The organism is Corynebacterium sp. MSK195 (assembly GCF_030228885.1).
Classification (GTDB): Bacteria; Actinomycetota; Actinomycetes; order Mycobacteriales; family Mycobacteriaceae; genus Corynebacterium.
In genome coordinates this window covers 136,180-155,902 of record NZ_JASPGT010000006.1, presented here as the reverse complement: position 1 = coordinate 155,902, position 19,723 = coordinate 136,180, and the positions used below count along the sequence as shown (strand labels likewise).

The 19,723-nt window shown below is 60.3% G+C and carries 22 protein-coding genes; 5 read left to right on the top strand and 17 right to left on the bottom strand.

Annotated features, from left to right (window positions below; translation table 11 throughout):
- Positions 1-45: 45 nt before the first annotated feature.
- From QP909_RS07850 to QP909_RS07820, 7 genes are all read right to left on the bottom strand, one after another.
- A complete protein-coding gene (locus tag QP909_RS07850; protein ID WP_284766808.1) occupies positions 46-633 on the bottom strand; it encodes a DUF1648 domain-containing protein in 588 nt (195 codons plus the stop codon).
- Between the two features lie 14 nt (positions 634-647).
- Positions 648-1,025: a GntR family transcriptional regulator gene (locus tag QP909_RS07845; RefSeq protein WP_284766807.1), complete on the bottom strand. Its 378-nt coding sequence runs from the start codon at positions 1,023-1,025 to the stop codon at positions 648-650.
- A 139-nt stretch (positions 1,026-1,164) separates the two neighbouring features.
- The gene (locus QP909_RS07840) at positions 1,165-2,187 is read right to left on the bottom strand and encodes an ABC transporter permease (protein ID WP_284766806.1); all 1,023 of its coding nucleotides are present in this window, start codon (positions 2,185-2,187) and stop codon (positions 1,165-1,167) included.
- The gene (locus tag QP909_RS07835) at positions 2,184-2,765 is read right to left on the bottom strand and encodes an ABC transporter ATP-binding protein (protein ID WP_284766805.1); all 582 of its coding nucleotides are present in this window, start codon (positions 2,763-2,765) and stop codon (positions 2,184-2,186) included. The genes QP909_RS07840 and QP909_RS07835 overlap by 4 nt, the downstream gene beginning before the upstream one ends.
- 41 nt (positions 2,766-2,806) lie before the next feature.
- On the bottom strand, positions 2,807-3,250 hold the full coding sequence (locus QP909_RS07830; protein WP_284766804.1) for a hypothetical protein: 444 nt from the start codon (positions 3,248-3,250) through the stop codon (positions 2,807-2,809).
- 23 nt (positions 3,251-3,273) lie between these two features.
- Positions 3,274-5,037, bottom strand: coding sequence for an acetyl/propionyl/methylcrotonyl-CoA carboxylase subunit alpha (locus tag QP909_RS07825; protein WP_284766803.1), 1,764 nt, complete (start codon positions 5,035-5,037; stop codon positions 3,274-3,276).
- Positions 5,038-5,193: 156 nt separating this feature from the next.
- Positions 5,194-6,057, bottom strand: coding sequence for a sulfurtransferase (locus QP909_RS07820; protein ID WP_005322559.1), 864 nt, complete (start codon positions 6,055-6,057; stop codon positions 5,194-5,196).
- A gap of 248 nt (positions 6,058-6,305) precedes the next feature.
- Between QP909_RS07820 and QP909_RS07815 the strand changes: the two genes are divergently transcribed.
- Complete coding sequence (locus QP909_RS07815) at positions 6,306-7,367, top strand: Cj0069 family protein (RefSeq protein ID WP_284766802.1); 1,062 nt, start codon at positions 6,306-6,308, stop codon at positions 7,365-7,367.
- 87 nt (positions 7,368-7,454) lie between these two features.
- Complete coding sequence (locus QP909_RS07810; protein ID WP_284766801.1) at positions 7,455-8,348, top strand: DUF4282 domain-containing protein; 894 nt, start codon at positions 7,455-7,457, stop codon at positions 8,346-8,348.
- A gap of 111 nt (positions 8,349-8,459) precedes the next feature.
- Here QP909_RS07810 and QP909_RS07805 read toward each other — a convergent pair whose 3' ends face one another.
- From QP909_RS07805 to QP909_RS07785, 5 genes are read right to left on the bottom strand one after another with little or no spacing between them, the layout of a single operon-like run.
- A complete protein-coding gene (locus QP909_RS07805) occupies positions 8,460-9,200 on the bottom strand; it encodes a hypothetical protein (RefSeq protein ID WP_284766800.1) in 741 nt (246 codons plus the stop codon).
- Between the two features lie 15 nt (positions 9,201-9,215).
- Positions 9,216-9,632 carry a DUF3151 domain-containing protein gene (locus QP909_RS07800; RefSeq protein ID WP_239193357.1) on the bottom strand — a complete coding sequence of 139 codons (417 nt, stop codon included), beginning with the start codon at positions 9,630-9,632 and terminating at the stop codon, positions 9,216-9,218.
- A gap of 31 nt (positions 9,633-9,663) precedes the next feature.
- Positions 9,664-10,251 (bottom strand): Maf family protein, encoded by a 588-nt coding sequence (locus QP909_RS07795; protein ID WP_284766799.1) that lies wholly within the window; start codon positions 10,249-10,251, stop codon positions 9,664-9,666.
- A complete protein-coding gene (locus QP909_RS07790; protein WP_239280347.1) occupies positions 10,251-10,460 on the bottom strand; it encodes an acyl-CoA carboxylase subunit epsilon in 210 nt (69 codons plus the stop codon). Before QP909_RS07790 ends, QP909_RS07795 begins: the two co-directional genes overlap by 1 nt.
- An 8-nt stretch (positions 10,461-10,468) precedes the next feature.
- The gene (locus tag QP909_RS07785; protein ID WP_284766797.1) at positions 10,469-11,929 is read right to left on the bottom strand and encodes an acyl-CoA carboxylase subunit beta; all 1,461 of its coding nucleotides are present in this window, start codon (positions 11,927-11,929) and stop codon (positions 10,469-10,471) included.
- A 350-nt stretch (positions 11,930-12,279) separates the two neighbouring features.
- Between QP909_RS07785 and QP909_RS07780 the strand changes: the two genes are divergently transcribed.
- The 3 genes from QP909_RS07780 to QP909_RS07770 are packed head-to-tail and all read left to right on the top strand — an operon-like array spanning position 12,280 to position 14,735.
- A complete protein-coding gene (locus QP909_RS07780) occupies positions 12,280-13,548 on the top strand; it encodes a hypothetical protein (protein WP_284766796.1) in 1,269 nt (422 codons plus the stop codon).
- A gap of 33 nt (positions 13,549-13,581) precedes the next feature.
- Positions 13,582-14,154: a hypothetical protein gene (locus tag QP909_RS07775; protein WP_284766794.1), complete on the top strand. Its 573-nt coding sequence runs from the start codon at positions 13,582-13,584 to the stop codon at positions 14,152-14,154.
- A gap of 2 nt (positions 14,155-14,156) precedes the next feature.
- Entirely contained in the window at positions 14,157-14,735 is a 579-nt protein-coding gene (locus QP909_RS07770; RefSeq protein WP_005326721.1) for a hypothetical protein, read from the top strand.
- 112 nt (positions 14,736-14,847) lie between these two features.
- Here the strand turns inward: QP909_RS07770 and treS are convergent, their stop codons facing one another.
- The 5 genes from treS to QP909_RS07745 form a co-directional block, all read right to left on the bottom strand.
- Positions 14,848-16,338, bottom strand: a complete 1,491-nt coding sequence (gene treS, locus QP909_RS07765) for a maltose alpha-D-glucosyltransferase (protein ID WP_284766793.1) — start codon at positions 16,336-16,338, stop codon at positions 14,848-14,850.
- Positions 16,335-16,520 (bottom strand): hypothetical protein, encoded by a 186-nt coding sequence (locus QP909_RS07760; RefSeq protein WP_284766792.1) that lies wholly within the window; start codon positions 16,518-16,520, stop codon positions 16,335-16,337. The genes treS and QP909_RS07760 overlap by 4 nt, the downstream gene beginning before the upstream one ends.
- Positions 16,520-17,341, bottom strand: a complete 822-nt coding sequence (locus tag QP909_RS07755) for a carbohydrate ABC transporter permease (protein WP_086587903.1) — start codon at positions 17,339-17,341, stop codon at positions 16,520-16,522. The genes QP909_RS07760 and QP909_RS07755 overlap by 1 nt, the downstream gene beginning before the upstream one ends.
- Positions 17,341-18,345 carry a carbohydrate ABC transporter permease gene (locus QP909_RS07750; protein ID WP_434736460.1) on the bottom strand — a complete coding sequence of 335 codons (1,005 nt, stop codon included), beginning with the start codon at positions 18,343-18,345 and terminating at the stop codon, positions 17,341-17,343. Before QP909_RS07750 ends, QP909_RS07755 begins: the two co-directional genes overlap by 1 nt.
- Positions 18,346-18,467: 122 nt before the next feature.
- On the bottom strand, positions 18,468-19,718 hold the full coding sequence (locus QP909_RS07745; RefSeq protein WP_284766791.1) for an ABC transporter substrate-binding protein: 1,251 nt from the start codon (positions 19,716-19,718) through the stop codon (positions 18,468-18,470).
- Between the last annotated feature and the right edge of the window lie 5 nt (positions 19,719-19,723).

The following is a 19,723-nucleotide window of genomic DNA, read 5'->3' as shown; positions in this document are numbered from 1 at the left end:
CGCGATGGTCGCCTTCATGCACACCGGCACAAGACTTACCGCGGGCTACAGATACACCACGTTAGGGGACGCAACCAGAGAAAATACGCTGCCGATATTCTTTTCGCTCCAATTATCTGCCTCCATGGAAGAATTCCAGTGCACTGGAACGGGGTCAGGAATATCGGACCAGTGGGAAGCGACGATGATGGCACCGGCCGCGATACACAACAGCGAGGCGAGCATTGTTATCCACGGAAAAGTCGGCGTGGGGGTGCCTTCGAATTCGGGTGTGCCATTGGCGTTGGTGGACACACGAGCAGCGATGGTGGTTTCAACCTCGTCGAACCAATCGCCGGCCTTTTTCGCGGCGATGATGCGGCGGCGTTGAGAGATGTAGGCCCACAAGCCGCCGAGCGTAACCAAGAGGGACGGTACGGCGGCGAGGAGAGGCAATTTCCAGGCAAAGAGGGACAGAATTGTTGCCGCGATGCCGCAGCCCCAAGTACGGACCTTGTATCCAGCAAGGGCGGAGGTAACTGCACTATCGGAAAGGTAGGCCTTTGGCACGCGCACACCGAGCGGTGTGCCGGGCGAGGCAAGGGAGGGCGTTTGGGCCATAATCCAAGTAATTGCGAGAGTTGTGACGGCCATTAAGAGGGCGAAAATCATGACGATACTTCCAAGTGTTTAAGGGTGGAGCTGAGGCGGGCGTGGAGCTCATCTGGGCTAAAGCCTTGGGCACGAGCGAGCGCGACTACGCGGCCTAATTGCTCAGCTAGTTGTCTTTCTTGAGCCTCGGTGTGAGCGCCGGGTCTGACGATGGAGCCGGAGCGGCCGGCGGTTTCTACGAGGCCGTCAGAAACCAAGAGGTCGTACGCCTTCTTCACGGTGGCCGGGTTGATGCCTATGTCTTTGGCGACGCGGCGGACGGGGTCTAGCTTGTCACCATCAGAGAGCTGGCCGCGAGCTATGGCAAGTACTAATTCATCGTGAATTTGTTGGAAGACAGGGACATCCGAATCGGGGTTGAGGCTAATAAACATCTGTCACCTCCAATCTTGTTTCTGTATTACTTATAGTAACACACACTGTATTATGTGAAGTAATACAGAATAATGCCAAAAAGAAATCCCCAGGTATGTGCATGTAATGCAGTGACGTACCTGGGGAAGTGCAGGGTGACTAGATGAAGAGGACCACAGCTATGGCCGCAATGCCGTAGCCACCGCGCAGGAAGTAACCGAAGACTTCGGGGGAGAATGAAGCGCCGAAGCCACCGGTGTCGATGATGTTCATGGTGGTCACTCGCGCGGGGCGGGAGCGCTTGAAGGAGGAATAGGTAAGTCCTAAACAGCACGCGGCGAGTACGAGTACAGGCAGCTTCCACACGGCGGCGATGAAGGCGGTACCGAGAACGGCGGCACTGGCTGTCGCGGCCAAGGGAAGTCCCCAGTCGGGCCAAGCACCGTCGATGATGCGGCCAAAGGATGCGGCGCGGCCGGTGGCGGCGCCGACGATGGTCCATGTGGCAGTGAATCCTATGAGCGCCAGGCTGCCGAGTTGTGGGACAAGGCCTAGAGTGAGGCCGATGACAGCTACCGCGCCGAGCGGGATGTACCAGCGGCGGTATAGACGCCGGAAAAAGAGGCGGCTGGGCGACGCCGTGCCGCGCGAGCTGGGGCGCAGGCGGGCCGACTGGGAGGCGATGGCATCGGCAGAAACCTCAGAATCCAAAAGCCCAAAAGAAGACGATCCGACGGCACGGGTGCGGCCCGCACGAAGAAGCGAGGCGAGATTAAAGGAACGCCAGCCGATCGCAATGCGCAGCAAGGGCAGGGCCATCGCCGCATAGAACGGAAGGTGCAGCGACGTGCACAGGGCTAGGCCGAGGAGACTTACGCCGGCGAGCTGGGCAATGGACAGCTTATCGACGCCTCGCATACGCCCCCGCGGCCTATCCACATAGACCCACCGACCCAGGGAAAGGCTGCGCAGCGGATAGAGCGCCTCGAGGAGAACGATGAGGGCGAGGGAGCCGAACGCAGCGCCGATGGTCGCAGTGGCGGGCAGGGACGCGGCGGTGCGCTGCGCGAGCGAGGGCAAAACCTCGGCGGCATTCTGCCAAGCGTAGACACTGACGCTCGCGATGAGCGCCGCGATGAAGGCGTAATAGATAGCTGAAGAGGCGTGGGATAAAAGCTTCATGAAATCTCCACCACTTCATCACAGGCATCGAAGATGGCCGGGGAGTGGGAGGCCAGCACTACGCAACGGCCCTCGTCGGCGAGGTGGCGCAGCTCCTCGGCCAAGAAGGCGGTCCAGGTGTGGTCAAGGTGGCGCTCGGGTTCGTCGATAAGCAGGGCCTTGGCCGGCTGATAGAGCTGGGCGGCGAGGTAGACGCGTTGGCGCTGACCAGAAGAAAGATCGCTGACTGCGGAGTTCCGGATGTTGTCGTCGATGGCCCAGAGCTCATGGACCTCGGCAAAGTCTACGCCGGAGCGGCGCGAAAGCAGGGTGAAGTGCTCGCCGACGGTGAGGTCGGGCAAGAAGACCGGGTCCGCGACTGCGATCACGGAGCCGGCCGCTTCTGCGCTGCCGGGTGCGGCACCGTCGAGGGAAACGGTCCCTTTTAGTGGGGTAATTTCGCCGCTTAAGGTCTGCAGCAGCGTAGATTTACCCGCACCATTGGGGCCCTTCAAGCCGTATACGCGCCCAGCGTCGAAGGTGCGACTCAGCTGCCCTAAAGCGGTGGAATGTCCATAAGTTGCATCTATTTTCAGCATCGTATCCAGGTTAGCAGGAGGGGGCCGGACCTAGGGGCGAGCTAGAAGCGGCGGAAGAACTTGCCGGGTGCGAGTTCCTCGAATCCGGGCAGGGCCGTGGCGGAAGAGATGCCGGGGGCAGTCTGCTCGGCCGCGAGGTCGATGGCGTTGGTGATAAGCAACTCGCGGGCGGTGGGGTCATCGCTGGAGACGATGAGCTCGGGAATGTCCTCGGGGTCGAAGGGGGTGAGCCAGGTGGCGTCGTCAAGCGGGTGCGCCGAGGGATCGCCCATGAAAGCTGGGCCCTTATCGGCGGCGGGGTAGTAGCGCAGGAGTGCGGCGCCGCGGGGAGCAACGGTGGGGTCCTCGTTGGCGGACATGGGCAGGGCGATGACCCCGCCGTCCACAATGGGGGACCAGTCCGCAATAGAAGAAGGGAAGAGGCCCGCAAGATAATCGCGGTCCTCTTCCTTGGCCAAGCGCACGCCGAGGGAAGAATTAGTCATTCTTCCAAGGCTAGCGGGGCAGGCTACTTGATTTCCAGCAGTACGCTGCCCTTGGTGGTAGAAGCGCCTGCTTCTACGGCCAAGCCGGTAACGGTGCCGGCCTTATGTGCCTTGACGGGGTTTTCCATTTTCATGGCCTCGAGCACGAGGAGGACCTCGCCCTCGGCAACCTCTTGGCCTTCTTCGACGTTGACCTTGATGACCGTGCCCTGCATTGGGGAGGTAACGGCGTCGCCGGATACGGCGGCCTTGGCGCCAGAGCCCTTACGCTTCTTCTTTTTGCGTGGGGTGCCGTTGGCGCCGAAGGAGGCAGGGAGGGCAACCTCGATGCGGCGGCCGTTGATTTCCACGGTGTGCACCTGGGAAGGCTCCGCCTCGGCGGCCTCTGCATCGGTGGACTCATCGTGGGCGGGCAGCTGGTTATCCCATTCCTCTTCGATCCACTTGGTGTAGACGCCGAAGTTGCCGTCTTCTGCAGCGAAGGCGGGGTCAGCAACGACAGCCTGGTCAAACGGGATAACGGTGGGCAGGCCCTCCACCGTGTACTCGGACAGGGCGCGGGCGGAGCGACGCAGCGCGGTCTCGCGGTCTGGGCCCCAGACGATGAGCTTGGCCAGCATGGAATCGAATTGGCCGCCAATGACGGAGCCCTGGACGACGCCGGAATCAACGCGCACGCCCGGACCCGCTGGCTCGGAGTACTTCACGATGGTGCCAGGGGCCGGCATGAAGTTTGCCGCGGCATCCTCGCCGTTGATGCGGAACTCGAAGGCATGGCCACGCGGGGTGGGGTCTTCCTTCAACGAGAGCTCGTGGCCCTCAGCAATACGGAACTGCTCGCGTACGAGATCGAGGCCGGTAGTTTCCTCGGAAACTGGGTGCTCCACCTGCAAGCGGGTATTGACCTCTAGGAAGGAAATGAGGCCATCGGCGCCCACCAGGTATTCCACGGTGCCTGCGCCGTAGTAGCCGGCCTCGCGGCAGATGCGCTTGGCGGATTCGTGGATGGAGGCGCGCTGCTCATCGGTGAGGAAAGGAGCTGGGGCTTCTTCGACCAGCTTTTGGAAGCGGCGCTGCAGGGAGCAATCGCGCGTGCCGACGACGACTACGTTGCCATGCTTATCCGCCAGCACCTGGGCTTCGACGTGGCGCGCCCGATCCAGGTAGCGCTCTACGAAGCACTCGCCGCGGCCGAAGGCGGAGGTTGCCTCACGGGTGGCAGATTCAAAGAGCTCCGGGATTTCCTCTGCGGAGTAGGCGACCTTCATGCCGCGGCCGCCGCCGCCAAAGGCAGCCTTAATGGCTACGGGCAGGCCGTATTCCATGGCGAAGGACTGCACTTCATCTGCGCCGGCTACCGGATCCTTGGTACCTGGGGCCATGGGGGCCTCGGCGCGCTCGGCGATGTGCCGCGCGGTGACCTTATCTCCCAAATCACGGATGGACTCGGGTGAGGGACCAATCCAGGTCAGGCCGGCGTCGATGACGGCCTGGGCAAAGTCGGCGTTTTCAGACAAGAAGCCATAGCCGGGGTGGATGGCATCGGCGCCGGACTTTTCTGCGGCGTCCAGAATCTTGTCAAAGACGAGGTAGGACTCGGCAGAAGTGGTGCCGCCGAGGGCAAAGGCTTCGTCGGCAAGCGAGGCAAAAGGTGCCTGGGCGTCTGGCTCGGCGTAGACGGCGACGGAGGCAATGCCAGCGTCGCGGGCCGCGCGGATCACGCGAACGGCGATCTCACCGCGGTTCGCCACGAGAACCTTAGAGATCTTTTTGGTTTCTACTGCCACGGCAGCAACCTCCTGAACACATTAGGTTGAATACGCAATCTATTCTTGCACACAAAAGCATGAGTTAATTTTCACGCACGCGAGTGGGGATATTTTTGAACAAAAATAAACCCACATCCATGCCGGATATGGGTTTATGTGGCGAAACCGAAAAAGTTAACGCTCAATCGGCATTTTCACCATATTGCCCCACTCAGACCACGAACCATCGTAGACCTGCGTCTTTGTGAATCCCAAAAGATGCGTCAACACAAACCAGGTGTGCGCGGCCTGCGCGCCCACGTGGGAGTAGAGGATCGTTGCAGATTCAGGCTCCAGCATGCCGTAGTTGACCTTGAGCTCCTCGGCCGAACGGAAGCAGGAGTTGGGATAGTTGGAACGGTCCCACTCGAGGTTAATGGCGCCCGGGATGTGGCCGTGGCGCATGGTGGTGCCGTAGGCGGAATCGCCATTGGGATCGTGCTCGGTAGCCTCGCCCGCAAACTCCTCTGGGGAGCGGGTATCCACGAGCGCTCCTTCGGACTCGCGCACTTGGTCTACGAAGGCACGCAGGACGGAATCATCGCGGCTTACCTCGGGGTATTCGGATACGGGGAAGTCCGGCACCATGAAGGAAGTATCGCGTTCTTCGGCCATCCAGGCATTGCGGCCACCATCGAGCAGGCGAACATCTTTGTGGCCAAAGAGGGTAAATACCCACAGGGCGTAGGCAGCCCACCAGTTGGACTTATCGCCATAAAGGACAATCGTATCGTCGGCATTAATGCCCTTGTCCCGCATCAAGGCAGTGAACTCTTTGCCATCGATGAAATCGCGAGTAAGTGGGCTCAATAGTTCCGTGCGGAAGTTGATGCGGGTGGCGGTGGGGATATGGCCAATGTCATAGAGGAGCGAGTCTTCATCGACCTCGATGACACGCAAGCCCTTGATACCTAGGCGTGCGGACAGCCACGGTGCAGACACGAGGCGCTCGGGGTGTGCGTATTCCTGAAATGGGGGATAGGGATCAACGTCAGCCACTGTCCGCCTGCCTTTCCTATAAGGGTTAGTATTTCGCTCCCACCACTTTAACCCGAATTTTCCCGTGGTGATCACTCGGGGATCATGCCTGTGGTGTGCGATACAGGGCTCGGCCGGGGAAATAGGGTCGCTGGCCGGCGGGGTTAGACAGAGGGGGCAGTTGGCCGCGCGGTGGAGAAAAAGCTGGGATAAACTCCGGATATGGTGCGACAACGTGCTATGAACACCACCTAAGAAGGGAACTGCTAGTGCACAAGGCAATCGTTGTATTTGAGGTAGAGGGCGGCTCCGATAAAGGCGCAGACGGTCACCGTAAGGACACCATGCCGATCGTCAACGCGATCAAGGAACAGGGCTGGGATGCGGAGGTTATCTACTTCCACCCAGACAACGCGGAAGAGATCTACGCCCAGGTTTCTGAAAACTTTGATGCTTATATCTCTCGCGTGAACCCAGGCAATATCCCCGGTGGCGAGAAGGGCTATTTCGAATTGCTCACCAGGTTGGCAGATGCCGGCCTGGTAGGTATGTCCACCCCGGCGGACATGATGGCCTACGGCGCCAAAGATGCACTGGTCAAGCTCAATGACACCCCGCTGGTACCGGAAGATACCGCCGCGTACTACGAGGTAGAAGAGCTGCATAACACTTTCCCCACCTCGCTGTCTTATGGTGAGCGGGTGCTCAAGCAAAACCGCGGTTCCACCGGTGAGGGCATCTGGCGCGTGCGTCTCGCGGATCAGGAGCTTGCCCAGTCCGTAGAACCGGGCACCGCGCTCCCGCTCGACACCGCCCTGAAGTGCACCGAAGCAGTAGACAATCAGACCCACGACTACAAGCTGGGCGCCTTCATGGACTTCTGTGACCAGTACATTGAGGGCGATAACGGCATGCTGGTGGACATGCGCTTTATGCCGCGCATTGTAGAGGGCGAAATCCGCATCCTGCTCGTGGGCAATGAGCCGGTATTTATCGTGCACAAGAAGCCAGCGGAAGGCGGCGATAACTTCTCCGCAACGCTCTTCTCCGGTGCCAAGTACACCTACGATAAGCCGGAATCGTGGCCGGAACTGCTGGAGATGTTTGAGAAGGCGCGCCCCGTTATCGCAGAGAAGCTCGGCGATACCAAGGATGTTCCGCTGATTTGGACTGCGGACTTCATGCTTGACGACGCCCCCGATGGCACCGACACCTACGTCCTCGGCGAGATCAACTGCTCCTGCGTTGGCTTCACTTCCGAGCTGGACATGGGCATCCAAGAAAAGGTTGCCGCCGAGGCGATTCGTCGCGTTCAGGACGCGAACGCCTAGCGCACGCTGTATCCTGCCAAGTGGCCCCACGGGTGACCGTGGGGCATTTTCCTACCATCCCCTAAAGCATTTTCTAAGGACCAGATTATGGCTGATAATGATTTCAACTCCGACGGGTTTCCGAAGGATTTTTCTCCGCGCGATTTTTCTGAGACCCCGCGTCACCACGCCGAGGACGCTGCGAAAAGCACCGAAGGCACCGGTGCCTCCGAGGTGAATGAGACCAAGGAATTCGGACCTACCGATGCCAAAGAGACGAAGTCTTTCGGCCACACCGATAAGCCTGGTGAGCCTGGAAAATCGAGTGACCTTTCTTCCCCGCAGCCGAGCGCGGAGGACAGCTCCTCTGACTTCTGGGCCTCCTCGAAGTCCTCCACCCCAAGCGAGGGTGCTGCCTCCCGCGCACATAATCCATTTACGGATTCGGCGTCGTCGGACGCTGCTGCGAACGGCAACCAATTCGGGTCTGCCCAGTCCGCTAGCGATCAGCCGGTTTTCGGCGGTTACACCCAACAGCAGGGCACGAGCCAGGGATTCGGACAGTTCCCCCAGGCTAGCGATGCTCCTGCCGATTCCGGCCAGACTCTCGGTGATAAGAAGAGCCAGATGAGTGACGCCCTCAAAGGCTTGGGCAAGAAAGACGGCCTATTGGGCGGTCTCTTTGAGTTCGAGTTCAAGCACTTCCTGACACTCACCCACGTGAAGGAAATCTACAAGGTTGCCATGATTCTTGGTGGCATCATGTGGATCCTTCACCTCCTCGGTGCCTTCTTGTTCGCCACCGGCATGGGCATTTATGGCATTCAGGAAGATTCCGCGTCCGCTATCTTCGGAAGCATCTTTGCGTTCATCTTCCTGGCGGTACTTTGCACTGTCATCTACTACGCAATCATGGTTGCCATCAGGCTATTCCTGGAAGCGATGGTGGCTAACGTGCGCATTGCACAAAACACCGGCGACATCCTGGACAAGATGGACTAGCACTGTAATGAGCCGCTTACTCAATTAAGCGAGCAACGACATGCGCCCCAGCGGGATTCCGCTGGGGCGCATTGTATTGTCGGCATAGGCGATTAAGTTCCGGCCTAAAAGTTAGTCGTAGGTGCCAAGCTGGTAGCTGGGAAGGTCAACCCACATCTTGTTAAATTCCTCGACTTCACCGGAGACCGGTTCGAGGGAATCGCCCTGTGCCTGCAAGCGCACGGTGTGGTGAGCGGTAATGCCCTCCGCGGTGGAGCGGCTGCGTTCTCCCCACGTGAAATCGACCTCGTTGTCTGAGACCGAGGTGACGCTCTCTACCTTGTCGAAGACGGACATGTCCTTGGCCGGAGCGCCATTGACGTAGAAGGCTATGCCATCAGCAATCGAGGCGCCGGTGCCTGCCGGGCCGTTCACATCGCCCATTGAGCCGCGGAAGATGATCCAGCTAATCGTGGCGCACGGATCATAGGAATTGTCGATATCGGCGATCCAGTAATTGAAATCACTGCCGTCATCGGCGGGCATGCGCCCGGGGGCCGTGCCAGAGGCGTAGACCTTGCGTGGGTCGTTGGGCAGCTCCATGCACTCGCTGTCCTTGCCCTTCTCCTGCTGCTGCGTGGTCGTTTCATCGCCCCCGTCGGTGGACTCAGACGGGGAGGGTGCTGCAGCGGAAGCCGTGTCGTTCCCGCCGGAGGATTCCTCCTCGGCAGGTGCTTGGCTGGAAAAGACCGGCTCTTGGGAGGAAGAAGAATCATCTTGAGCACCGCAGGCGCTCAGCGCGAGCGGCACGGAAGCGGTGAGCACTACGGCGGCGGAGAAGCGGCGTAGGCAGCGGGGTGTCACGGCAGGCATGCGGAAATTCCAGGATTAGTCGAGGAGGGTGGCGACGGAGTCTGGGTCGGCGTCGGAAAGCATCTGGCGAATGCGGTCGTATTCGTCGTCCTCGCCGATGGCCTTGGCTGCATGGCCAAGCGCGGCGATGGCGCGCAGGACTCCCTGGTTCGGCTCGTGAGAGAAGGGGACAGGGCCCCAACCCTTCCAACCATTGCCGCGCAGGCGGTCGAGGCTGCGGTGGTAGCCCGTGCGCGCGTAGGCGTAGGCGGTGATGAAAGCGGATGGCTCAGAGCCTTCCTGCTCCTTGAGCTCCTGCTCCGCTAGGAGCGCCCACAGCAGCGGGGAATCGGGGTGGGCAACAATGCCGGCGGCGAGATCCGAGGTGGACTCTGCGCCGGGATCGGCTGGCAGCTCAATGGGTTTTGGGGCAAGCATGTCTTTCATTTCCATGCCACCCCACTGTAGCGACGCCGGCGCGCTGCTACCAGAAATCGGAGACGTTCAGGTCAAAGGCGTAGAGCGCGCGGCGCACCACCGGTAGTGATAGTCCGATAACGGAGGAAGGATCGCCTTCGATGCGGTCAATGAACCAGCCGCCCATGGCTTCCAAGGTGAAGGCGCCGGCGCAGTGGAGAGGCTCGCCGGAGTGGGCATATGCTGCGATATCGGCCTCGCTGGCCTGGGCAAAGTGCACCGTGGTGGTAGATGTTTCCACATGGCGCTTATCGCCAAAGATGAGGCAGTGGCCGGTAAGCAGCTCGGCTGTGCGGCCGGCTTGCTGGTGCCAGCGCTTGATGGTGGCTTCCGCGGTATGGGGCTTGCCTTGTAGCTCGCCGTCGAGCAGCAGCATGGAATCGCCGCCGATGACGGGCTCGGTGGGGTATCGTTCGGCCACCTTTTCAGCCTTGGCGGTGGCGAGGGCCGCCACGATATCGGCCGGCGGTTGGCCTGCGAGCGAGGCTTCGAGGGAGCGCTCGTCAATATCGGCCGGCTCCAATACGGGCTCCACGCCCGCGCCGCGCAGGATAGACGCGCGCGAGGGCGATTGGGAGGCAAGGATAAGCCGCATTAGAAGTACCGCACGGTGTGGAATGCGGAGGGGTTGTAGACGCGCTGCGCGCCAAAGCGCTCGAAGCGCTCGGCCGGGTTGCCCCATTCATTGCGCTCTCCGGCAACGCCCGAGTGCTTGGCGCTCATCTGCGCCAATACGGTGCGCAGGGCCGCGAGCTCATCCTCGGTGGGATTGCCCTTGACTACCTTGATTTCCGGCGTAGACATTTCCCCTCCTAAACGGTTCCGTGCTTCTTCGGTACCTGGGCCACGGCCTTGCGCTCTAGCAGGCGCAGGCCTTCTACCAGGTAGTGGCGGGTTGCAGTTGGCTCGATAACATTATCGGCCAGCCCGCGCTCTGCTGCGGCATACGGGTGCAAGAAGAGCTCGTCCATCTCCTCTTCCTTGTCCTCCGAGCCATAGATGGCCAGGGAAGCTTGGGAGGCCTGGGTGACAGCAATTTCCGCGGTGGGCCATGCGTAGACCAGGTCCGCGCCGAGGTCCTTGGCGCCCATAAATACGTAGGCCGGGCCAATGGCCTTGCGGGTGATCACAGTAAGCTTGCCGACGCTCGCTTCAGCCTGCGCGTAGGCAAACTTCGACGCCCTGCGCAGCAGGCCGGCCTTTTCCTCCTCCGGGGTAGGCACAAAGCCTGGGGAGTCCACGAATTCCACGATGGGAGTATTGAAGGCATCGCAGGTACGCACGAAACGTGCGGCCTTCTCTGCGGCGGCGGAGTCCAAGGCGCCGGCCAGCGCCAGCGGCTGGTTGGCAACGATGCCGACGGCGCGGCCATCGATGTAGGCAAAACCGGTAACGATGTTTTGTGCCGCCTCGGCAGAAAGCTCGAAGAAGGAGCCTTCATCGACGACAGCCTTGATGACCCCGCACATGTCATAAGCCTGCGCGGCGGTATCCGGGATGACACTATTGAGATCAAAGTCCGCGACGCTACCGGCATCCACACGCGGCGCCGCGGCGCGGTTATTGGCGGGGAAGTAGGCCAAAACATCGCGCACGAGGGACAAAGCCTGCTTGTCGTCGCTGGCCACCAGGTGAGCGGTGCCAGACTCTGCGTGGGCTGCGGCGCCGCCGAAGGTCTCTGGCTCCGCGCCGGCCACGTGGCTGGCGGCCTGGTGGAGGGCGGTGCCTTGGGTAACTACGAGGACATCAGCAAACGTCGGCGCGAACGCCGCAATGCCGCTGGTATTGCCCGCGACAACGGAAATTTGCGGGATGAGGCCCGAAGCCTGGGAGACTCGCGCCATGAGGCGGGCGTATCCGGCCATGGTGACGATGCCCTCTTGCACACGCGGGCCGGTGGATTCATAGATGCCGATGATGGGCACACCGGTCTTGATGGCGAGGTCATATACCTTGGTGAGCTTTTCGGCATAAACCTCACCCATCGTGCCGTCGAAGATTTCGCCGTCCTGGCTAAAGACGCACACGCGGCGGCCGTCGATAGTGCCGTAGCCGGTGACCACGCCATCGGTATAGGGGCGGTCATGCTCACGACCAAAGTCGGTAGAGCGGTGACGGGCTAGCGCGTCCGTTTCCACGAAGGAGCCCTCATCGAGCAGCTGCGTCACGCGGGTGCGGGCGGCCGGCTCGCCTTCTCCCAGCGGCGCGCGGGACTCGGCGAGCTTGGTGTCCAGGTCCTCGATCTTGCCGGCGGTGGTTTTCAGGTCAGTCATAGGCCCCCACACTACTAGCGCACCCCGCTCAATGCGGAATGGAACGCTGCGGGGACGCGGAGTGGAAAACGATTGTGTGGTAAATGCCACTGCAACGTGGGCAGTGTATAGAATCTGGGGATTCCCTGGGTGGTACCAGGCCGAAGGGCCCTAATCTGGGGGTGGGTTCTTCTGTAAACATTTAACGGTGCTGGGCAGGTGAGCACCCATTATTGCACCTCAAGGTGGGTAAAGGTATTAGAAAGAATTTCATTCAACTGTTGATGTGGGCCCTGTAAGCCCTTATTATTACCTGAGTCTTCATGAATGTTTCCCCTAATTTTTAACGATCTATTAAGGACGGTCTTCTGGTGATTAAAAAGGGACTGCGTTTGCTCGCACCGCTCGCCGTAGCGGCTCTCTTCACGCCAGTGGCACACGCGGGAGATGTTCCCCCGATGCCGCAGGCATATCCCATTTCCAACCTCTACAAGAGCTGCAGTGCCGCCGGCGATAATGCAGAGCGTGAATGGCGCTTTGCGGAAACCGGCCGCCGCTACATGAGCGACGGCACCCTGCAGTTTAAAAACACCACCAACCAAGAAGTGCCCTACACCGCCGAGGTAGAAACTGGTACCAATCACAAGATTGAAGCCAATTCCAAGGCCAAGCTGCCTTCCGGTTGGGACACCACCGCTAAGTCCGATATCGGTCTGAAGATGACCAACGGCTGGCGCGATAAAGAAACCTTCGGCCCTGTGAAGCTGAAGCCAGGTGAGTCCTTCCGCGTCGAATACGGCGTCATTGAAAAGGACTTCATCTCCATGTTCGTAGGCTGCAACGATGACCGCCTGGAAAACATCCCAGGCTCCAACGTCATCCGCGGTAAGGGCCCGGCCGAGCGCTACGCCTTTGCCTACATCATCAAGGCGGACGGCTCCGTATCCGATCTGGCCATGGAAATTCCATCCCGTTCCCCGGGGGCAAACTCCAAGCCGATCGAGGGCAATTACACCTCTGTATCCGGCCCGAGCCTAGAAAAGATCGCCGATCCGAAGAAGGACGAGATCATGCAGCCTTCTGCAGATCTGCAGCGCGATCCCTCCTGGCCTAAGGAAGGCGATAAGTGTGAAGCCGGCGATACCTCCTGGTACCCGCTGGACATCACCGCGGTAAAACCGACCTACCGCAAGGCTGGTTACTCCACGGACTTCCTCAACTGGTCCAAGGGTGACTACGAGTTTGCACCGGTAACTGACTTCGTCGTTGGTGCCGAGCACGCCCCGTACACCAATTGGCAGGGCAACCGCGGCGATATTCCGAAGGGCTGGCTGGAGTCCGTCGGTGCCGTAAAGCGTGCCTACATGCCGGTCGGCACCGAGCTCAAGCACGTCGACCTCAAGCCAGGCGAGCGCGTGCGTGTGGAGTACGGCACCACCATGACCCGCATTAACTACCGCGAGATTCACTGCGGCAAGAGCGGAAACTACGACCTCACCTCTAACTACAAGCAGACCTCCGCCCCGAGCGGCTTCTGGGCAGAGGCCAAGATCACCGATAAGGCCGGCAATACCCGCACCGAGGACGTCACTCCAGACGAATTCCGCGACCTGCCGGTTCCTACCCAGACCATCTACTAAACACCACCCGCATCTACGCAAGGAGAAAATTCCATGTTCAAGTCCAAGATTGCTTCTACCACCGCGGCTCTTGCCGTTGCTTCCGGCCTCATCTTCGCTCCGGCCGCTAACGCCCTGCCGCAGCGTGACCTCGGCCCGGCTAACCCGACCACCATCGGTGAGCGTTGCTCCAACCCGGGCGACACCGGCCAGACCGTTGACATCAAGCGCACCTACTTCGATGGCTCCGCTGGTTCCTGGACCGTGTCCAACTACAACGATGAGCCGTTGCCAGTAACCCGTTCCATCACCGAGACCAAGACCAAGACCTGGAATGTGTCCGCAGGCGTTGACTTCAAGCTGATGGACCTCATCAACTTCACCTTCTCCTCCAGCTACACCGATAGCCAGTCCTACGAGGTTGGCGAGCAGGTTGGTCCGTACAACATTGCTCCGGGCAAGACCGCCGTCCTGCGCGCCGGCTGGGTTGTCTCTGACTTCGAGGGCCAGAAGACCGTGTGCGGCTCCGACCACAAGTGGCAGGCCAACGGCGGCTCCTTCACCGCCACCCTGCCGAAGGAGCGCCACATCGAGGTCTCCACTCGCGATAACAACGATTGGGGCTAAACGTGAGCAAGACGTCCATCGCTAGCGCCCTCGCGGCGCTGAGCCTGGTGGCCGCTCCTGTTGCCCACGCCGCTGATTTCGGTGGGGACTTTGAGCTGCCCCAGCGCTGGAACGACGACTATAAGCCGGGCACGCATTGCTCGACGCCAGGTGAAAACGGCACCTACGTCACCGCAAAGCGCCGCTGGTTCAAGCAGACCGACGCGACCAGCGTGGCTAATCGCAACGCCGAGGAAGTACCGGTCAAGCACACCGTCACCCAGGCCCGTACCCAGACCATCGAGGTCTCCGGATCCGTTGAGGGCACCGGCGAGCTGGCCAAGGTGCTGACCAAGACCTATGGCTTCAACTACGTCAGCGAGCAGCACTGGAAGCTAAACCAGGTGGTTGGCCCGTACACCTTGCCTGCGAACTCGCAGGGCAAGCTGGTGTGGGGCTTTACCATGCTCGACACTGACGGTCAGGACGTGCGCTGCAACTCTGACCAGCAGTGGGAAGCCCAGGGCAAGCCATACTCGGCTTCTGTGCCAGAAGCGCGCTACTCCGAGCTGCGCCTCGAAGACGCTCCTGAGTGGAACTAGGCCACCACAACTATTAAGCGCCCTCTCGGTCCATAAGGACCGACGGGGCGCTTTTCTCTGTGGGTTGCGCAGTGCGCCGGTAGGAGAGGAGGCTGCAGCTGCGCGCTAAGGCTTAGGCCGGCAGCCAGGCGTAGCCGTACGGTCCAAGCTCTACTGGGCCCAGATCGATGGACCGATCGCTGAAGTTGTGCAGGCACAGCAGATCGCCGCGCTGGTAGCCAAGGACGGCTTCCTCGCCCGTCTCGACCGGCTCGCACGGAGCGGTGCCGAGATCCGGATGGGCATGGCGCTCGGCAATCATGGAGCGGACGGTGTTGAGCAACGAGGTGGCGTCATCAAGCTGGGCGGCCACGGAGGTACCTCCCACAACCGGAAGGCGGGAAGGTGCGTTGGTACTGAAACCAGAGTGCTCGGAATCGTCCCATTGCATCGGGGTGCGCACCGCATAGCGGTCCGGGAGCGTGGTGTCATCGAGCATGCCGATCTCATCGCCGTAGTAGATAAACGGTGCGCCCGGCAGGGTCATCAGCAGCGAGAACATGAGCTCCACCTTGCGGCGATCGCCGTTCATCAGCGGCATCAGCCGACGGGCAATGCCCACATGGGCGCGCATTTCATCATCGGGGAGGAAAGCTTCATACATCAGCTCGCGCACGTCATCGTCCACCATCTCCAAGGTGAGCTCATCGTGGTTGCGCAGGAAGGTACCCCACTGGCAGCCATCCGGCAGGGCGGGCAGCTCATCGAGGATGGAGTAGACCGGGGTGGCGTCGGCAAGCGCCAATGCTTGGTACAACCGCGGCATAACCGGGAAGTTGAAGACCATGTGGAAGCGCTCGCCCTTGCCATAGAACTGCATGGTCTCGGCCGGAGGCTGATTGGCCTCCGCGATGAGCACCGCATCTGGGTAGTGGGTGTCCATGAAGGAGCGAATCTTCTCCACAAACTCGATGGTCTCCGGCAGGGACTCGCCACCTACACCATCGCGTTCAAAGAGATAAGCAATGGCATCAAGACGCAGGCCGTCCAACCCTTTGTCCATCCAGAAGGACAAGATCTTGAACACTTCCTCCTGCACGGCCGGGTTATCGTAGTTCAAATCCGGCTGGTGGGAGTAGAAGCGGTGGAAGTAGTACTGGCCGCGCTGGTCATCCCAGGTCCAATTGGATGTCTCCACGTCGGTGAAAATGACACGGATTTCGGGATAGCGCTCGGGGTCATCGCCCCAAACATAGAAATCACCATACGGGCCGGTGGGATCCGTGCGGGAGGCCTGGAACCACGGGTGGTCGGAGCTGGTGTGATTGAGTGCCAAATCCGTCATAATGCGCATGCCGCGGCGGTGCAGCTGCGCAATGAGCTCTTCAAAGTCCTCCATTGTGCCGTAATCCGGATGGATGGAGTAGTAGTCGGCGATGTCGTAGCCATCATCGCGCAAGGGGCTGGCATAAAACGGCGAGAGCCACAGGCAGTCCACGCCGAGCCACTGGAGGTAATCCAGCTTATCGATGACCCCGCGCAGCGTGCCTACACCCTTTTCTCCATCGGCCTTGAAGGATCCGACGAGGGCCTGGTAGAAGACGGCATTGTGGTACCAGCTCATGAAAGGTCCTTTCTTTTCGCCCGCCAGGTCAGATAGGTAAGGAGGCACAGGGCGCCGGCCACCAGACCGGGCCAGACGGCGGGGGAGTCGTGGAAGAGGTTGAGGACGGCCTGGATAACCGCGAGGACGCTAAAGAAACCGAGGAAACCCAGGGCGGTATCCCACAGCATGGCCCGGCGCATTAGGCCTTAACACCGCCCGCGGTCAGGCCGGCGACGATGCGGTGCTGGAAGATGAGCACCATGATGACCAATGGGATGGTCACCAACGCGCCGGCGGCCATGGTGGCGGCATAGGGGTACTCGAAGGCGGAGGGGCCGGAAAAGCGTGCAATGGCTACGGTCACCGGCTCGGTATCGGTGGTGGAAAGCTGCTTGGCCAGCATGAACTCATTCCACGTGGTGATAAAGGCGATGATCGCGGTGGTAAACAGCGCCGGCGCCGCAAGCGGCAGAAGTACGAGGCGGAAGGCCTGGGAGCGCGAGGCACCATCCACCCGGGCTGCTTCTTCCAGTTCCCAAGGCAGCTGGCGGAAGAAGCTCAGCAGCGTATAGACCGTCAGCGGAAGCGCGAAGGAAATATTGGGGATGATCATCGCGCGGTAGGTGCCAATCCATTCCAGGTTGCCAAAGAGCTGGAAGAGTGGGGTGACCAAGGCAATGGCTGGGAACATGGAGGCAGCCAGGATAATGCCGGTGACGATTCCCTTGCCCGGGAAGTCGTACCGGGAGAGCGCATAGGCGGTAAAGACGCCGATGAGCACGGCCACAGCGGTGGTAACCAGGGAAATAAGCAGCGAGTTACCGAGCGCGGCCAGGAAGTCATTTCCCTTATCGGTAGCCAAGGCATCGCGGAAATTATCCAGCGTGACGTGGGTGGGCCACGGAGTGGTATCGAAGGTAAAACGTTGATCCCGCAGCGCCGTCACCAGCATCCAGTAAAAGGGCGCCAGACCCCAGAACATGATGAAGACGATGCCGGCGTAGTGTCCGAATTTACGCATTATTTAGCTGCCTTCCTGCCGGAGACATCCGCGCCAAGGAAGCGGATGAGGATAAAGGCGACGACGAAAATGAGAAGGAAAATAAGGGTGGAGAGCGCGGAGGCGGAGTTGAAGTTTCCTTGGCGCATATCCTCTACCACCAGCTGGGAAATGGTCGCGGTGGGGGAGTTGGAGGAGCTAGAAATCATGATGACCGGTAGGTCATACATGCGCAGCGCATCCAGGGTACGGAAGAGCACAGCCACCATGAGCGCCGGGCGCACCAGCGGGAGCGTGATGCGGAAGAAGGCCTGAATACGGTTGGCGCCGTCCACGCGAGCGGCATCGTAGACGTCCTTCGGGATCATCTGCAGGCCGGCCAGGATGAGCAACGCCATGAATGGTGCTGTCTTCCATACATCCGCGATGATGACAGCCAGGCGAGCGTAGAACGGGTCCGTGGTCCAAGCAATGTTCGCACCAAGCAGCGAATTAACGATGCCATCGGGGGCGAACATGAACTGCCATAGCTTGGCCGTCACGGCCGTAGGAATGGCCCAGGGGATAAGTACCGCAGCGCGCACCAGGCCGCGGCCGCGGTACTCACCATTCATGATGAGAGCCATCAGCATGCCCAGGATGGTCTCCAGCAGCACGGTAACGATGGTGAAAAAGAGCGTGATCTTTACCGCCGGCCAAAAGTCCGTGGCTATAACGCCCGGCGGGCAGGTAGAAATCTGACCAGTGCCGGAAACACACCGGTTATTAATCCAGTACAGATAATTTTCCAGCCCGGCAAAGCCGCCTTCCTCAAAAAGCCCCGTTTGCGGGTTGAGCTGCCTATTGCCTTGGAAGGACAGGAAAATAGCGCGGATGATGGGGTAGCCGATAATGACGGCAAGCACGATGAGCGCCGGAGCAATTAGTCCGGCCACGCGCCCATAATTCTTGCGCTGGGGCTTCGGCGCGCTTGCCGACGCCCCCTTCGGCGCCCCCTTGGACGCAGTCGGCGAAGCTATAGCCACGCTGGACCGCCTTTCTGTTCAAGAAATGCAATGTATTGGCTAGATTCTATCCCCATTAGGGGAGTGAAAACCACAAAGGGTGAGGCAGCGGGGTGTCCGCCTACCTCACCCGGATTGGGCGTTTAGCCCTGGGAAGCCGATTCGATGGCCGCCTTCATATCGGCGGTGGCATCATCTACCGACTTGCCATCCGTCAATGCAGCGTAGGCATTGTCTTGGATGGCCTTGGAAATTGCCGAATAGAACGGGGAAACCGGGCGCGGTGCCGCGTTCTCCAGAGATTCCTTGAGTGCCGGCAGGTACGGGAACTCCTGCTGTAGCTGCGGGTCATCGTAGATGGAAGCCAAGACCGGCGGGAAGGACTGCTCCGCAAAGGACTTCTGGTTGTCCTCATTGATGATGAACTTCATGAAGTCGAGCGCGGTGCCCTTATTCTTGGAGTTGATATTGATGCCGTTGTTATAGCCGCCCAGCGTGGACACGCCTACGCCATCCTTGCCCAGCGGGGCCTGAACCTCGACGTCGACGCCGGCATCAACCGCGTTGGAGTACATATACGGCCAGTTCATGGCGAAGGCGGTCTTGCCTTCTGTAAAGGCCATATTGGTTTCTTCCTCGGTGGCGGCGGTGGAGTCCTTGGAAATGGTCTCCTCCTTGTAGGCATCTACCATGGCCTGCAGGCCGTCCTTGGCCTCCTTGGAATCAACGGTGACGTTGCCGTCCTTATCTAGGACAGAACCACCCCAGCCTTCCATAAAGTCGGCGGTGTTGAGTGCCAAGCCCTCGTACTGCTTGAACTGGGTGGTCAGGCAGTCCTTGCCCTTGTCCAGTGCCTTGCACGCGGACTTAAGGTCCGCGAACTTCTCCGGTGCCTTATCTGCGAGCTCGGTGTTGCGGAAAAGCAGCTGTCCGTTGGTGTTTTGCGGCAGCGCGTAGAGCACATCGTTATAGGTGGCAGACTCCACGGTGGCCGGCAAAAGCTCATCCGTATCGGTTTCAAAGTCACCATTGAGCGGCTGGAGCCACTGGTTGGCGGCGAACTCCGCGGTCCACACCACGTCGAGGGCCATGACATCGTAGTCATCGCTGCCCGCCTGCAGGGACTGCACCAAGGTTTCGCGCTGGGCGTCGGCTTCGCCGGCCAGCTCCTTGAGGGTGACCTTCTCGTCTGGGTGCTGCTCGTTCCACTTCTCGATGATGGGGGTCACCTTGTCCGTGTCATTTTTGCCCATGGCAAAAGTGATGGGGCCGCGCGCATCCGCGCCGCCCTCAGAAGAACCGCCCTCGGCGGAATCGGAAGAGGAAGAAGAGCAGCCGGCCAGTGCCAATACTGCGGTTGTCGCAACGGTGGTGCGAAGCAGGAATTTCTTCATGGAAT